This window comes from Bartonella sp. TS25HLJMH, assembly GCF_042193505.1.
GTDB lineage: Bacteria > Pseudomonadota > Alphaproteobacteria > Rhizobiales > Rhizobiaceae > Bartonella > Bartonella grahamii.
Genome location: NZ_JBHILV010000010.1, coordinates 12,901 through 28,080, shown reverse-complemented (window position 1 = coordinate 28,080; position 15,180 = coordinate 12,901). Strand labels below are relative to the sequence as shown.

14 protein-coding genes are annotated in these 15,180 nt (G+C 36.6%); 4 read left to right on the top strand and 10 right to left on the bottom strand.

The window, feature by feature from the left end; translation table 11 throughout:
- Positions 1-20 precede the first annotated feature (20 nt).
- The 5 genes from frr to ACFINF_RS05895 form a co-directional block, all read right to left on the bottom strand.
- On the bottom strand, positions 21-581 hold the full coding sequence (gene frr / locus ACFINF_RS05915) for a ribosome recycling factor (RefSeq protein WP_375620069.1): 561 nt from the start codon (positions 579-581) through the stop codon (positions 21-23).
- A gap of 37 nt (positions 582-618) precedes the next feature.
- On the bottom strand, positions 619-1,338 hold the full coding sequence (gene pyrH, locus ACFINF_RS05910) for a UMP kinase (protein ID WP_012755043.1): 720 nt from the start codon (positions 1,336-1,338) through the stop codon (positions 619-621).
- A 157-nt stretch (positions 1,339-1,495) separates the two neighbouring features.
- Positions 1,496-2,419, bottom strand: coding sequence for a translation elongation factor Ts (tsf, locus tag ACFINF_RS05905; RefSeq protein ID WP_375620068.1), 924 nt, complete (start codon positions 2,417-2,419; stop codon positions 1,496-1,498).
- Positions 2,420-2,521: 102 nt separating this feature from the next.
- The gene (gene rpsB / locus ACFINF_RS05900; protein WP_273788135.1) at positions 2,522-3,301 is read right to left on the bottom strand and encodes a 30S ribosomal protein S2; all 780 of its coding nucleotides are present in this window, start codon (positions 3,299-3,301) and stop codon (positions 2,522-2,524) included.
- A gap of 167 nt (positions 3,302-3,468) precedes the next feature.
- Positions 3,469-4,305 carry an EipB family protein gene (locus tag ACFINF_RS05895; RefSeq protein WP_375620067.1) on the bottom strand — a complete coding sequence of 279 codons (837 nt, stop codon included), beginning with the start codon at positions 4,303-4,305 and terminating at the stop codon, positions 3,469-3,471.
- Between the two features lie 145 nt (positions 4,306-4,450).
- Between ACFINF_RS05895 and ACFINF_RS05890 the strand changes: the two genes are divergently transcribed.
- Complete coding sequence (locus ACFINF_RS05890) at positions 4,451-4,912, top strand: RidA family protein (protein WP_375620066.1); 462 nt, start codon at positions 4,451-4,453, stop codon at positions 4,910-4,912.
- Positions 4,913-5,045: 133 nt separating this feature from the next.
- Positions 5,046-5,468: an HIT family protein gene (locus ACFINF_RS05885; protein ID WP_012755038.1), complete on the top strand. Its 423-nt coding sequence runs from the start codon at positions 5,046-5,048 to the stop codon at positions 5,466-5,468.
- A 7-nt stretch (positions 5,469-5,475) separates the two neighbouring features.
- Here the strand turns inward: ACFINF_RS05885 and clpA are convergent, their stop codons facing one another.
- Both clpA and clpS read right to left on the bottom strand, forming a co-directional pair.
- Complete coding sequence (gene clpA, locus ACFINF_RS05880) at positions 5,476-7,827, bottom strand: ATP-dependent Clp protease ATP-binding subunit ClpA (RefSeq protein WP_375620065.1); 2,352 nt, start codon at positions 7,825-7,827, stop codon at positions 5,476-5,478.
- Positions 7,828-7,833: 6 nt separating this feature from the next.
- The gene (clpS, locus tag ACFINF_RS05875) at positions 7,834-8,205 is read right to left on the bottom strand and encodes an ATP-dependent Clp protease adapter ClpS (protein ID WP_375620064.1); all 372 of its coding nucleotides are present in this window, start codon (positions 8,203-8,205) and stop codon (positions 7,834-7,836) included.
- A 233-nt stretch (positions 8,206-8,438) separates the two neighbouring features.
- Between clpS and ACFINF_RS05870 the strand changes: the two genes are divergently transcribed.
- Both ACFINF_RS05870 and ACFINF_RS05865 read left to right on the top strand, forming a co-directional pair.
- Positions 8,439-9,788: a D-alanyl-D-alanine carboxypeptidase gene (locus ACFINF_RS05870; RefSeq protein WP_375620063.1), complete on the top strand. Its 1,350-nt coding sequence runs from the start codon at positions 8,439-8,441 to the stop codon at positions 9,786-9,788.
- A 32-nt stretch (positions 9,789-9,820) separates the two neighbouring features.
- Positions 9,821-10,099, top strand: a complete 279-nt coding sequence (locus ACFINF_RS05865) for a hypothetical protein (protein WP_375620062.1) — start codon at positions 9,821-9,823, stop codon at positions 10,097-10,099.
- 1,804 nt (positions 10,100-11,903) lie between these two features.
- Here ACFINF_RS05865 and ACFINF_RS05860 read toward each other — a convergent pair.
- The 3 genes from ACFINF_RS05860 to ACFINF_RS05850 form a co-directional block, all read right to left on the bottom strand.
- Positions 11,904-13,295, bottom strand: coding sequence for an L-serine ammonia-lyase (locus tag ACFINF_RS05860; protein ID WP_375620061.1), 1,392 nt, complete (start codon positions 13,293-13,295; stop codon positions 11,904-11,906).
- Between the two features lie 345 nt (positions 13,296-13,640).
- Entirely contained in the window at positions 13,641-14,330 is a 690-nt protein-coding gene (locus tag ACFINF_RS05855) for a nitroreductase (RefSeq protein WP_375620060.1), read from the bottom strand.
- 302 nt (positions 14,331-14,632) lie between these two features.
- Positions 14,633-14,920, bottom strand: coding sequence for a MerR family transcriptional regulator (locus ACFINF_RS05850; RefSeq protein ID WP_375620059.1), 288 nt, complete (start codon positions 14,918-14,920; stop codon positions 14,633-14,635).
- Between the last annotated feature and the right edge of the window lie 260 nt (positions 14,921-15,180).

The following is a 15,180-nucleotide window of genomic DNA, read 5'->3' as shown; positions in this document are numbered from 1 at the left end:
TTTCTAACAACAAAATCGTCTTAAACGTGCATAATTTCAGATTCTTTTACGGCTAAAATTTTATCAATATCAGCAATCGTTTCATCTGTGAGTTTTTGAACTTTTTCAGACAAACTATGGGCTTCATCTTGTCCAATTTCACCATCTTTTTCTAACTTTTTCAAATTGTCCATACCATCCCGACGAACATGACGTGTAGCAACACGCGCTTGCTCTGCATAGTGATGCGCAATTTTTACAAGTTCTTTACGGCGCTCTTCATTCAACTCAGGCAAAGGAATACGTAAATTCGTACCCTCAGTTATGGGATTTAAACCAAGACCAGAATCGCGAATAGCGCGCTCTACAGCTCCTACCATCGTTTTATCCCATACAGAAACAGAAAGCATCCGAGGCTCGGGAACAGAAATATTAGCAACCTGATTTATGTGCACAACAGAACCATAAGATTCAACGGTCAACGGCTCTAATAAACTGGCCGATGCACGTCCAGTCCGCAAACCACCTAATTCATGTTTAAAAGCCGTAATAGCACCATCCATGCGACGTTTCAGATCATCCATAATTGATGTAACATTCATATTTCTGTCTCCTTCAATTGTCCTTTGAAGCTTACCCTTATTCTGATACTATTGTAAAGCGTCCTGTTCCATTCAAGACCTTAGCCAAACCGCCTTTTTCATGAATGGAATACACAATAATCGGTACATTGTTCTCACGTGCTAAAGTGACCGCCGTTGAATCCATAACAGATAATCCCCATTGTAACACTTCAACATGTGTTAATTGGTCAAAACGCTTAGCCGTAGGGTCTATCTTTGGATCTGCTGAATAAATACCATCAACTTGTGTTCCTTTAAGAAGGACATCCGCACCAATCTCAGCTGCACGCAAAGTAGCAGCAGAATCAGTGGTAAAAAATGGATTTCCTGTACCACCCGCAAAAATAACAACTTTTCCCTGATTCATATAAGCTATTGCTTTACGTTGCGAAAAACTTTCACAAATTTGTGGCATAGCAATCGCAGAGAGTACAACAGTTTCAACCCCTAATTTTGTCAAAGATGTTCGCAATGCTAAAGAGTTGATAGCAGTTGCAAGCATTCCCATATGATCACCTGTCACTCGGTCTCCACCATGTGAAGCAACAGCAACGCCACGAAAAATATTTCCCCCACCGATAACAACCGCAACTTCTATCCCCATTGTGCGCACTTCTGCAATATCAGCGGCAATACGATCTACAACAGAAACATCAATGCCAAAACTTTGCCCCCCCATAAGAGCTTCACCAGAAGCCTTTAAAAGAATACGTTTATACGGAAGTGCTAATGCCATTAATAATCTCCCCAAAAGCACATTTACTTTTTGCTTTTGACATCACTAAGGGCACCACTTTTTTCACGTGACGCCCTCTCAACAATTACATCATCCCCATCAGAGATTCTACAACCAACGATATGACTTTAAATCTCTAATCAAGAGTTTGCAATAACTAGCCTTTTACAGCAGCAGCAACCTCTGCAGCAAAATCAGACTCCTCTTTTTCCACACCTTCACCCAATGCAAAACGAATAAAGCCTGTAATTTTTGCTGGTGCGCCAATTGATTTTTCAGCATCCTTTAAAGCTGCCTCAACAGTCATATCAGGATTCATAACGAAAGCTTGAGAAAGCAAAACAACCTCTTCAAAAAACTTACGCATACGTCCTTCTACCATTTTTTCAATGATATTTTCAGGCTTTCCAGACTGACGTGCTTGATCTGAAAAAATTGCTTTTTCACGTTCAACAGCAGCAGCATCAACATCTTGTGCTGTAAGCGCTAAGGGATTGGTTGCTGCAATATGCATCGCAACCTGCCGACCAAAAGCAAGAGCAGCCTCTTTATTTCCTGTTGTTTCAATCGCAACCAAAACACCAAGCTTACCAAGACCATCAGCTACACTATTGTGTATATAAGTCGCAACAACACCATTCTCAACAGACAATTTAGCGGAACGACGAAATGTCATATTTTCGCCAATTGTACCAATTGCATCTTTAATCGTAAGCTCTACAGTCTTCTCAGAACCAGGATAAAGAGAAACAGAAACAGATTCAACATCACCTGGCGTATCTAAAGCAGCAGTTGCTACATTTCGCACGATGTCTTGGAATCCGGCATTGCGTGCAACAAAATCTGTTTCAGAATTAATCTCAACCAAAACCGCATTTAAATCTTTTGATACGACTCCGATTAATCCTTCAGCCGCTGTACGACCAGCCTTTTTATCTGCTTTAGCTATTCCTTTTTTACGAAGCCAATCAACAGCAGCTTCTATATCACCACTGGTTTCAGCTAGAGCGGCTTTACAGTCCATCATACCAGCGCCAGATAGTTCTCGAAGTTCTTTTACTTGTGCAGCAGTAATGCTCATATTTGCCTCTTTATTTTGTAATAGTGAAAGCGTGCAAAACCCCTCTGCACGCCTATAACTTCTTCTCTAGATAATAAAAGTACCTTAATTAGGCGTTTTATATTATTCAGAAACTTCTGAAACCGCATTTTCTTCCAAAATAGGCTCAACAGGCGCATCAACTTGAGCTCCTAAATCAATACCCATTGCTCCTTGCTGACGTGCAATACCATCAAGGGCGGCACGAGCAAAAAGATCGCAATAAAGAGAAATTGCACGTGAAGCATCATCATTACCTGGTATCGGATGCGTTACGTCATCAGGATCGCAATTGGTATCAATAATAGCAATAACAGGAATGCCTAAACGTTTTGCTTCCTGAAGAGCAATATTTTCTTTATTCGTATCGATGACAAATATAAGATCTGGAACAGATCCCATATCTTTAATACCACCAAGCGCACGATTAAGCTTTTCACGGTCACGTTCAAGATTTAAACGTTCTTTTTTAGTAAAACCTTGCGCCTCAGCAGCAAGAATTTTGTCAAGCTTTCGCAAACGATGTATTGAATTGGAAATCGTTTTCCAGTTTGTGAGCATGCCGCCAAGCCAACGTGCATTAACGTAATACTGGGCAGAACGATTCGCTGCGTCAGCGATAATATCAGATGCTTGCCGTTTCGTACCAACAAAGAGAATACGACCACCACGCGCAACAGTATCTGAAACAAGTTTAAGCGCTTGGTGTAAAAGCGGAACGGTCTGAGCAAGGTCAATAATATGGATATTATTACGCTGACCATAAATATAAGGAGTCATTTTGGGATTCCAACGATGAGTCTGGTGACCAAAATGCACACCTGCTTCTAAAAGCTGGTGCATAGTAAAATCGGGTAGTGCCATAAATTTTATCCTTTCCGGTTCAACCTCCGCGGAAAAAGCAGGAAAACCTACTACCGGCGGATGCTTGCTAGAATTTTCTCACAAATTATTTTCAAACACCCAAACTCCGCGTGTGGAATAGCGCAAACATACTAATATTTGATTCTTTTTCAAGTCATTTTCTTTAATCATTTAATATTTGCATTTTCACATTGATTAAGATCTTTTCCAAGCTCCAAGAATTCAAGACTGTTCAATTTTGCACGCACTGAAAAAGTTCCATAATCTATATGAAGATCACGCATGATACCATTCTCATGTAAGAGAAAACTGCTACGATAAACCGGCAAACCATCTTTATTTTCTCCATCATCAAAATAAGAAATTGTCACAGGCCAATATTTGTCTTCATCCAATTTTCTCACTTTTTCCGTTTCGCTATCAGATAAAAGCGCCTTCTTTTCCCCTATGACGATACTTTCTTTTATAACTTTATCTGCTTTATTTGTCCCATCAAATACAGTAACATTATAAAAATGATGTCCTGCTTTTGCATGGCGGATAATATTTTTTAGTTGCATCATTGGAAATTCAGCCATTGCAAGCTTATACTTTTTTTCCTTTGGCTTTTTTAAAGTAACTGTAATACCATCTTGAGTACGCTCCGCGACCCCCTCAGCACGATGCGCAACCTCTTCTCCCTCCTGATCTGTAATATTAAAACGAAATGTACGGCTGTCTCCTGTTTCATAACTCGTCGTCTGTTGATCCGTTAAACGTACCGGCATATCTTCAATGTGAACACGGCTAATAAAACGAAAACGTGTGCTATAGCCTTGGCATGCCGAACCAGTAAGCTCGTAAACCATTCGCCCTGACATCGCAGAAATTGTCATGTCATGAGAAACGCTATCAAGATGAAAATCATAAATTGCTCGATGAGGCACAATAAAAATAGGCTCTTCAGCTCTCGCTGTACATAAAAAAACAATATATAAAATTATTATAAATAATGATCTAATCATTCCCAAATTCCGAACTTTATCCCCGTTGCATAACATCATACAATAAGGCAAAAAAGGCTAATTTCTCAATTAACCACACATTTCCTTAAATCAAAAAATAGATTATACAATGAATGTATTATAGAGTAGCTATGGAGTTTAAATTATGACCAATATGATTGAAAAAAACTTAGAGAATTTCGGAATCACTCTTCCTGAAGTAATCCCCCCCCTTGCCAATTACATCACCACTTCACAAAGTGGCAATCAACTCTTTATTTCTGGACAACTCCCTCTTATTAATGGAAAACCAATAGCCATCGGTAAAGTTGGTGAAACTGTGAATACCGAACAAGCCCAAAAAGCATCAGAAGCTTGCGCTATCAATATTCTCGCTCAACTCAAGGCAACTCTAGGTGACTTAAATAAAATAAAACGTGTGGTAAAAATTACTGTTTTTGTGGCTGTAGATTCTCATTTTACCGATATTCCTTTTGTTGCCAATGGAGCTTCTAATTTATTCGTCAATATCCTTGGTGAAATTGGAAAACATGCCCGTTCTGCTATTGGTGTTGCCTCTCTTCCTATGGATGTTCCTGTAGAAGTTGAAGCCATCATAGAAATCTAAGCCTTCATTAAGACAGTGCACCATCCTAAATATAACTAAAGTCAAAATACTTCTTTGTCTTAAACTCTGATAAACTTTGTATTTTTTCGTTTTTAATTAAAATCTTAAACTTACAATAAAAGGAAATATTTGTATGAAACAAGCTTATGACAATAACAATATTTTTGCTAAATTGATTCGCAATGAAATCCCTTCTGTTCGTGTCTACGAAGATGATGATGTTATTGGATTTATGGATATCATGCCACAGGCACCAGGTCATACGCTGGTCATTCCTAAAAAAGGCTCTAGAAACTTACTTGATGCAGATACTGAAACATTATTTCCTGTTATTAAAGCTGTTCAAAAAATTGCAAATGCCGTCAAAAAAGCCTTTCAAGCAGATGGCATAACTGTCATGCAATTTAATGAAGCAGCTAGTCAACAAACCGTTTATCACCTCCATTTCCATATTATACCACGTATGGAGGGAATAGAACTTACCCCTCATAATAATATAATAACGCCTACAGAAATACTTGAAGAGAATGCAAAGAAAATCCGTGCAGCCTTATAACACACTCTTAAGTTGTTGTGCTTTTTTTTCCTACACGTTTTTTTGTAAAATTTTCCATTTTACTTTTCTTTGAACTTGCAGATATATCGGAAGATGAAATTTCTAACTGTAAGCTTTCTTTTTTGCCATTTGATTTTTGTGTCAATACGCGAACAATGCCACCGTTGCGTAACTTTCCAAATAAAATTTCATCAGCTAATGGCTTTTTAATATATTCTTGTATAACACGCCCTAATGGGCGTGCTCCCATCTGAGAATCGTATCCCTTATTGGAAAGCCATAAAGTTGCAGAAGGGCTTAATTCAAAACAAATTCCCCGATCAGCTAATTGTGCTTCAAGCTGAAAAATAAATTTTTGCACTATCTGATTGATGATTAAATGAGATAAAGGTGCAAACGGAATAATTGCATCTAACCGATTACGAAACTCTGGTGGAAATAACCGATTGATTGCTTCTATATCCTCACCATCACGATGTACTTTCCCAAATCCAATAGCTGATTTTGCCATATCTGAAGCACCAGCATTGGTTGTCATAATCAAAATAACATTGCGGAAATCAATTTTCTTACCATTATGGTCTGTTAATCTACCATAATCCATTACCTGCAATAAAATATTAAATAACTCTGGATGTGCTTTCTCAATCTCATCTAGCAATAGGACTGCGTGAGGCTTCTGATCAACAGCATCTGTAAGGAGACCTCCTTGATCAAACCCTATATAACCTGGAGGAGCTCCGATTAAACGTGCTACCGTATGCCGTTCCATATATTCTGACATATCAAAACGCAATAATTCAATGCCTAAATATGATGCAAGCTGTTTCGCAACTTCAGTTTTTCCTACACCTGTTGGTCCTGAAAATAAATAACTTCCTATTGGTTTATCCGGTTCGCGTAAACCTGCTCGCGCCAATTTTATGGATGAAACTAAGACGGAAATTGCCTGATCTTGCCCATAAACAACATGTTTGAGTTCTCTTTCAAGCTTACTCAGTATCTTCTGATCATTCCGAGAAACTGTTTTTGGTGGAATTCTTGCAATTGTAGCAACAGTTGCTTCAATTTCTTTAACACCTATACTCTTCTTGCGTTGTTTTTGTGGCAAAAGCTTTTGCGCTGCGCCACTTTCATCAATAATATCAATTGCTTTGTCAGGTAACCTACGGTCAATTATATAACGCGAAGATAATTCTACCGATGCCTTCATCGCCTGATCTGTATATTTAATCTGATGAAAATCTTCAAAGTAAGGCTTCATTCCCTGCAAAATCTTAATCGCATCTGTAACAGAAGGTTCATTAATATCAATCTTCTGAAAACGACGCTCTAAAGCACGATCCTGTTCAAAGAATTTGCGATATTCTCTGTAAGTCGTCGAACCAATACATCGCATAGTTCCAGAAGATAATACAGGTTTTAAAAGATTTGCTGCATCCATATTTCCTCCTAATGTCGCTCCTGCTCCAATTAAGGTATGAATTTCATCAATAAATAAAATAGCATCTGGATACAGCTCAAACTCTTTAATAACTTGCTTTAAGCGTTCTTCAAAATCACCGCGATAACGTGTACCAGCAACAAGCCCCCCCATATCAAGAGAAAATATTGTTGCATTTGATAAAACTTCAGGCACTTGCCCATCAACAATGCGCTTTGCCAATCCCTCAATTATAGCGGTTTTCCCCACTCCAGGATCACCAACCAAAAGCGGATTGTTTTTTGACCTTCGACATAAAATCTGAATCATGCGTGAAATTTCTACTTCACGGCCAATTAATAAATCAATTTTTCCATTAAGCGCTTTACAATTGAGATCAACACAATAATTCGTTAAAGCACTTGTTCCTCTTTCACCATTATCCGAAATCTGCTGATCTAATTGCTCTTCAAGTCCTTCAAGTAACATGGATAACCCATCATCACGTGTGATACCATGCGAAATAAAACGTACAGCATCATAGCGTGTCATTCCCATTTCTTGAAGAAAATATGCTGCATGGCTTTCACGTTCAGAAAAAATTGCAACAAGAACATTTGCCCCCGATACTTCATCTTTTCCAGCTGATTGTGCATGAATCACCGCACGTTGGATAACACGCTGGAAAAAAGCTGTAGGCTTCGTATCCTCATCAGTTCTAATCTGTTCATCTAACTCTGAGCGAAGATAATTGGTTAAGCGCTCTCGCAATTCCTCCACATCTACCTGGCAAGCCTGAATAACAGAATTTGCATCGGCATCATCTAATAGCGCAAGTAGAAGATGCTCTAATGTTGCGTATTCATGCCGTGCTTGAGTAGCAATTGTTAATGCACGATGCAAAACCTCTTCAAGACTAGGTGTAAAAGATGGCATAATTCCTCACTTCCATTCCATTACACATTGTAACGGATGTTCATTTTGACGCGCACACTCCCTCACTTGTAATATTTTCATTTCAGCAACTTCATAAGTATAAGTTCCACATTCTCCTATCCCACTGTGATGAACATTTAACATTATTTGCGTTGCCTCTTCGAAACTTTTTTTAAAAAAGTTCTTCAAAACGAAAACAACAAAATCCATAGGTGTGTAATCATCATTAAGCAAAAAAACTCGACATAATTTAGGTTTTTCGAGTTTTGCTCTAGCCTTAGGCATTATAACCGCACCATGCCTAACTTCATCCCAATTCTTGCCCTTTTCATTATGCATAATATGAGCTATAGAGTTTATTATGAGCGTCTGTCCCATTACCGTTCTCCATGCAGCACATTTTTATTAATTTTAAATTCTTTCATAGCTATTGCAATACCTGTATGTATTAGGAAAAGATTCCCTCTATGGTTAGACTTCAATCCCTCACTCATAAAATAACTTCTGTAAACAAATTAGTAATACCATTCGTCTAAACTGCATCAACAAATTACAGAAAAGGAAGCTTTATAGAAGTTTTTCTGGATAAATGGAGAAATAGGATACTGCAAGTGTATATTAATTATCAAAAAATTATGCGCTACTGTAAAACAATAGCAATTTCTTTTGTTGTGTTAGCTTTTTCTTACTGTTGGGCATCAGCCACACCTCAAGGAGCCTATCCTGATAAGTATGCGGCTATTGTTATAGATGCTACTACGGGAAAAACTCTATTTCAAGCCAATGCAACACTGAAACGTTATCCTGCTTCTTTAACAAAAATGATGACATTGTACTTACTCTTTGAAGCTATGCAGATGCGTCGTGTGACACCAAATACACCAATTCCTGTTTCACATTATGCAGCAATGCGTCCACCGACAAAAATTGGGTTTAAAGCAGGCCAAACAATTTCTGCAGAATCAGCAGCTAAAGCACTCATTACAAGATCCGCAAATGATGTTGCTGCTGCCATTGCAGAATATCTTGGAGGTAGTGAAAAAAAATTCGCTCAAATGATGACTATAAAAGCTCGTAAACTTGGCATGAAACATACACATTTCGCAAATGCTTCAGGACTTCCGGATGTGCACAATTATTCTACAGCACGAGATATAGCGACTTTGTCATTAGCTTTACGTAAACATTTTCCAAAACAATATAAATTGTTCAAAACAAAAAGTTTTAATTTCCGTGGACATAAAATTAACAGCCACAATAAACTCGTTAAAATAATGAAAGGTGTCGATGGAATTAAAACAGGATACACACAAATGTCAGGTTCTAATTTAGCAACTTCAATGCGTCTTGATGGGCGCTCTGTTGTCGCTGTTGTTATGGGAGGTAAATCATCTACTGCACGTGACGAGCATATGGCTAGCCTATTGAATCAATATTTACCCAAAGCAAGCCAAATGAAAAGTGGTGAACGTTTAATGGCTTCTGTACGCTACCACTTACCGACTGGCGCCAATACTCCTATACCGACCATTAAAGCTGATTCAAGTAATTTTGACGATGAAATTGCAACTATGTTGACAGCATTTGCAGAACAACCTAAAAACTCCAATATCGCAATAACGGCTGTAAACAAGGTAATTATACCAATACCAAACCCTCAAAAAACTATACCGGTTGAGACTCATAAAATTGTAACAGCCTCTTTGTCCACAAATGCCGGATGGGCTATCCAGATTGGTTCTCTTCCTAGTGAGGAACAAGCAAAAACTTTACTTTTAAAAGCAAAAAATATAGCTTTTTCTACTTTAAAGCGCGCATCTTCACACATGCAACTGTTTGAAAAAAGTGGGCAGCGTTATTACCGAGCCCGCTTTACAGGGTTTCAATCAAAAAAAGCTGCATTTGATGCTTGCTCTACATTAAAGAAAGCAAATTTTAACTGCTATACTGTAGCCTACTAAAAATTTTTGAATTCTGCGTTAAGGATAGTATTATGACAGATAATGCTTTTGCTTCATTCCATAAAAAAGAAATTTTATTGAAGCAATCATCCCTCCTTTCATTGCGTTCTCTTCACGATGCTGCCGCAAAACTTACTGGTTTAAAATGTAATTCGACTGCATTAGATACACAATCTCTTGTTAACCTTCTCATTTGCCAAACAATACGCAACCGTCGTCTCATAATGCCTCCTGTACGCATTCACTTACGCGTTGCTAGCCAAACTGGTAATGTGCCTATTAAAATCCGTCTAGGAGCAACAAATATCTAATTCTACAGACCATCTCTAAAAAATTATTTTATTACTAACCATTATCTACAGCCTTAGGAAGCCCTTTGATAAACATACTTTTTTCTTAAATTATGGAATGTGCTGACAGCTTTTCCAACTATCTAATGCCTCCAAGCTTTCAATAAAACCATTATTAAAGACATAAAAAACACCCAATATTTTTCCACTTCTGGATTTAATATAAAAATTATCCTTGATATCTTTTTGGAAAAAATGAATAGTTTCATTGGATGAAAGCTTATCATTTTAGGGATTATTGTAAAAGTTCAATAAAGGAAGTCCCTCTTAATAATGGTGCCTCTACAACATAAACGCTGTAAAAAATAATCTAATTCCTCTTACTTTTATTTCTTTCAACAGACAAAGCAAATTGGAAAATACAAATACATCGATGAAAAAACGTAAAAGAAATTATCAGATTAAATATCGTGATAACGATTTCCATAAGATTTTAATTTATAATTTATTTTTTGTATATTGAATAAGAGGTTTTCGTAAAATTCTCTTATTTTCTTTTATTGAATCAGTCAAAGTCGTTCGCTTGCTCATCACGAGCAAGATTGGCATATAAACTATTTAAAAAAGAAATCAAAATATCTCTTATGAATCATTTCAAATACTCTAGGATCTTTTGTAACATTGAAAGTTGAAAAAAAGGATGATAGTGTTGGTTTTTTCCGTCTATAAATAAAGATGCTTATACTCTATAGATTTTATACCATTCATGGAAAACTTACATTGTATTATTCATATGCAAAATACTGATTTATAAAGATAGTTCATTATTTTTTATGTTAGATGAGAATCTCGAATATCTTAAGATTCTCTCATTTGAAATTTATTTATGTTGAATCAATCAAACCCCTTCTATTGCATGTTATGAGCGAGATTAGTAATCTGTACAAAAAAGATTCAAAATGTCTATAATGAACTGTTTCAAATGCCAAAGGCTTTGATCCCCATAAAGGGGGGCTGGCAGAGTTGGTAATCGTGCCGGCGTACTCTTTTTATTAAGTATAAAGATGGGGATAGCTCAATGGATTTATCGTTATACCATTCACAAATGCCATCGCGAAATGAGTTTGGAAGCGTTAAGAGATATTTCTTTTAAAAAAAACTCATGAATGAGTAACACGATAATGTTCTATCGTGTGCATTCTATTCTCATAAGAATTTTGATAAATATTTTTTAATGTATACGTTATTATTTATTTTAGTTTTTTTGATGGTACAGAATTATAAATAAAAAAGATATTTCCAATATATCTCTTAATTATTGTAAATTAGCGTTTCTTTTCAAGGTATTTTTTTACCATACTAGGTACCAAAAAATCTTCACTTCTAAAAATTAAAATCTTTAAAATTCTCTCTCCTCATCATAATTATTCAGATTTAACACAAATTTTCCTTGGATACTCAGGCATAATCTTCCATTACTTAAAAGATATGGCTATGGAAACTTTTAAAAGCCATAAAACCCAGCTAAAAAATAATGGCAGACTGATCACTAATTTTACTTTACGCTTTTTTATTTTTTCTAAATTAGACTTTTTTCCCATTTTAGAAACAAATCAGATAGATACTGATACTACTCCCCCTCCAAACTTGCATGCCAAAACTACTATTCGTTAAGAAAACACTGAATCATCTCAAATTTATTTCAAGCTGCTGTTGCATTAAAGTGGAATTTTGATTTATAAGTAACAAAAAAACATAAGCTTTATCAGGAAATACGATCCCCCTCCCAAAAATTCCAGTTATGGATTGAAAAATGTTTCAGCTCCTAACAAGATATTGTATTGACTGCAAGACCACCTTTACTTGTCTCTTTATAGCGTTCACTCATATCATGACCAGTCTGGTGCATTGTTTCTATACAAGCATCAAGAGAAACAAAATGATCTCCATTACCATATAATGCAAGAGAAGAAGCCGTTACCGCCTTAACAGCTCCCATTGCATTACGCTCAATACAAGGAACTTGTACAAGACCTGCAACAGGATCACATGTCATTCCCAAATGATGTTCAAGCGCAATTTCTGCCGCATTTTCAATTTGAGCTGGCGTTCCACCTAACGCTGCAGTCAACCCTGCTGCGGCCATTGAAGATGCCGTTCCAACTTCACCTTGACACCCAACTTCTGCACCAGAAATAGAGGCATTATGTTTGATAACACCGCCTATAGCTGCTGCCGTTAATAGAAAATTATGTATTCCCTCTCGATCTGAATCATCATTAAATTGAAGATAATAACGCAAAACTGCTGGGACAACACCAGCTGCCCCATTTGTTGGGGCTGTAACAACACGACCACCTGCTGCATTTTCCTCATTGACTGCTATAGCATATACCGAAAGCCAATCATTTGCCCAAAGTGGATAATTGCGATTTTTCTTTTGATTTTCCAAAAGCGTTTCATGCAGCTTTTTAGCACGCCTTAGAACACGCAATCCACCAGGCAACTCACCTTCTTGTGAAAGACCTCTATCAATGCAATTTGTCATCGCTGAAAAAATTTCATCAAGCCCTGTATCAAGAGAAGAACGCTCTATCTTTGTTTCTTCATTTAAGCGCTTCATTTCAGCAATTGAAAGTCCTGATTTTTCTGCCATTGATAACATTGCACCAGCAGAATCAAATGGATATGGCACCTCTAATGTTTCTGGTTGTATATTATCATTCATATGGCTTAACTCATCCTCAGTCACAACAAAGCCACCACCGATAGAATAATAAATCTGCCGCAACAGAACATTCCCATCAGTATTAAGTCCTTCAAAGGCTAGTCCATTTGTATGTCCTGGGAGGATTTTCTTTCGTTCAAAAATAAGATCATGCTGCACATCAAACTGATAAGCGGGATGTCCTTCTGGTTGCACTTTTTTTTCACGTATAACTTTTTCTAACAATCCCCCCATGCTATCAGGATCAACAGTAGAAGCTTTTTCTCCTAAAAGTCCTAATATGATAGCCCTATCTGTTGCATGACCAATACCCGTGAAAGCTAAAGAACCATAAAGATAAACACGTATACGAGAAACTTGAATATCAGACGACCGAGAAAAATCTCCTATCTTTTGCAAAAACATATTAGCAGCTGTCATCGGTCCCATCGTATGTGAGCTAGAAGGACCAATCCCAATTTTAAAAAGTTCAAAAACAGATAGAAACACGTATCACCTCAAAACTATAGTACAGCTTGAGCATATATGCTTTTTCATAACGTTTGTCCCGTTTAAAATCAAATTGCGAGATAAACTAAAAAAATGACAGCAATAAACACGAATGTCGCTCGTCTTGCTACCACCCAACACTTTCTCTCTATAGTGTTTTCCATTAGACTCACCTTCAAAAAACGGACAATGCCCCTAGAGCCACCGCTCTTAATATTTCAAACGTAGTAAAATAAGTGTTAATATGCAATATTAAAATTCAATAAGGATGCGAAATTCTTATCGGAAATATTTTTCATAATGCACCAAGTTCTTCAAAACGTATGCTTAATTATATAAAATATTTTATGGGTATGTTTCAATGAAACATACAAAGTTTTCTAACGGTTCTCGTTCTGTCTCAAAATTGTTTTCTGGAGCACTCATATCGCGATAACCAAGTGCCATACCACAGATAATATGGCGATCAGAAGGAATAGATAAAAGCGTACGAATCTGTTTATGATAATCAGCAAAAGCAGCTTGAGGACAGGTATCTAATCCAAATCCACGTGCAGCTAACATAATGGTCTGCATAAACATACCCAAATCAAGCCAACTCCCCATTTCCATGTCGTGATCCATTGTAAATAAGAGTCCTACAGGTGCATCAAAAAATAAAAAATTTCGCGCCTTTTGATGAAGTATTTTTTCTTCATCACCTTTTTGAATTCCAAGACTCTGATAAAGATCCAAACCAACTTTTCGACGCCTTGAAATATAAGGCTCACGCCACTGACGTGGATAATAACTATACTCACGCTCTCCTTTTACACCTGAAAGCACAAGTTGTGAAAGCTCTTGCCCTACTTTCTGTAATACACTTCCTGTAAGCACAATCACTTGCCATGGCTGAATATTTGTTCCAGATGGTGCACGTGCTGCAAGTTTTAAGATTTCTTTGATTGTTTCCAAACTAACTGGCTGATCAGTAAAAGCGCGAATTGACTTTCGTGACAAAATAGATTGAAAAACATTCATAGGAGAAACTGCCATTGCTTTTACTTTCTTTATGAAAAATAATTGCTTATCAAGAACAATATACTGCGAAAATACCTTCGCAGCTTTTTTCGAACACACTATTTCTTTAAATTACTTACACATTTCACGTAGTGTTAAAAATTCCCCTTAGAGATAGTATAACCTATCTTTTTTAATAGAAAGAAAATTGTCTAAAAGCAGATGAAATAAATTTTATAATCAATGATTAATCCCCAACTCCACTAGGCTCTCAAAAAAACTCTTCTCAATTCGTTCTAAATCCTGTAGAAGATCATCAATATCATGCCACATCTGCTTTAAATCAGCTCATTTTTATGAATTCCTGCAATTAATTTCTTAAGCTTTTTCTCATCATCAGGTGGTTTTCCAAGCATTGTTAACATATCAGATATTTCAGACAACGAAAATTTAACTCTTTTAGCACGCAGTATTTGTTTTAACTTATGACGATCCGTTTGTGTATAAAGCCGTGTATTTCCACACAGAAAAGGAATAAGAAGTTCCTCTTCTTCATAATAATGCAAAGTCCACGCTGTCATTGAAAACTCACGTGTTAATTTTCCAATTGAATAATATTCGTACATTTTTTCATTCTGTCTTCATAGATCACAGTGTTATAAGAAATATGTCTATTTTTTATAACACTTATGAGCACCCTAATCTCTACTCTCCTACATCTAATTTAGAAGAAAATACATTCTTGTCATACAAATATTGTATAGTAGAGAATTAATTATTTTTTAGATTACAGAAAAGACTATCAATCTTTCATTATAAGTCCTTTTAAATCTTTATAGAAGATATCAATCAACAATCTTCCTAAAATTCAAAATCAATCATTATT

Coding starts and splice junctions, on each gene's coding strand:
- frr (WP_375620069.1), bottom strand. CDS start 581: ATGAATGTTACATCAATTATGGATGATCTGAAACGTCGCATGGATGGT.
- pyrH (WP_012755043.1), bottom strand. CDS start 1,338: ATGGCATTAGCACTTCCGTATAAACGTATTCTTTTAAAGGCTTCTGGT.
- tsf (WP_375620068.1), bottom strand. CDS start 2,419: ATGAGCATTACTGCTGCACAAGTAAAAGAACTTCGAGAACTATCTGGC.
- rpsB (WP_273788135.1), bottom strand. CDS start 3,301: ATGGCACTACCCGATTTTACTATGCACCAGCTTTTAGAAGCAGGTGTG.
- ACFINF_RS05895 (WP_375620067.1), bottom strand. CDS start 4,305: ATGATTAGATCATTATTTATAATAATTTTATATATTGTTTTTTTATGT.
- ACFINF_RS05890 (WP_375620066.1), top strand. CDS start 4,451: ATGACCAATATGATTGAAAAAAACTTAGAGAATTTCGGAATCACTCTT.
- ACFINF_RS05885 (WP_012755038.1), top strand. CDS start 5,046: ATGAAACAAGCTTATGACAATAACAATATTTTTGCTAAATTGATTCGC.
- clpA (WP_375620065.1), bottom strand. CDS start 7,827: ATGCCATCTTTTACACCTAGTCTTGAAGAGGTTTTGCATCGTGCATTA.
- clpS (WP_375620064.1), bottom strand. CDS start 8,205: ATGGGACAGACGCTCATAATAAACTCTATAGCTCATATTATGCATAAT.
- ACFINF_RS05865 (WP_375620062.1), top strand. CDS start 9,821: ATGACAGATAATGCTTTTGCTTCATTCCATAAAAAAGAAATTTTATTG.
- ACFINF_RS05855 (WP_375620060.1), bottom strand. CDS start 14,330: ATGGCAGTTTCTCCTATGAATGTTTTTCAATCTATTTTGTCACGAAAG.
- ACFINF_RS05850 (WP_375620059.1), bottom strand. CDS start 14,920: ATGTACGAATATTATTCAATTGGAAAATTAACACGTGAGTTTTCAATG.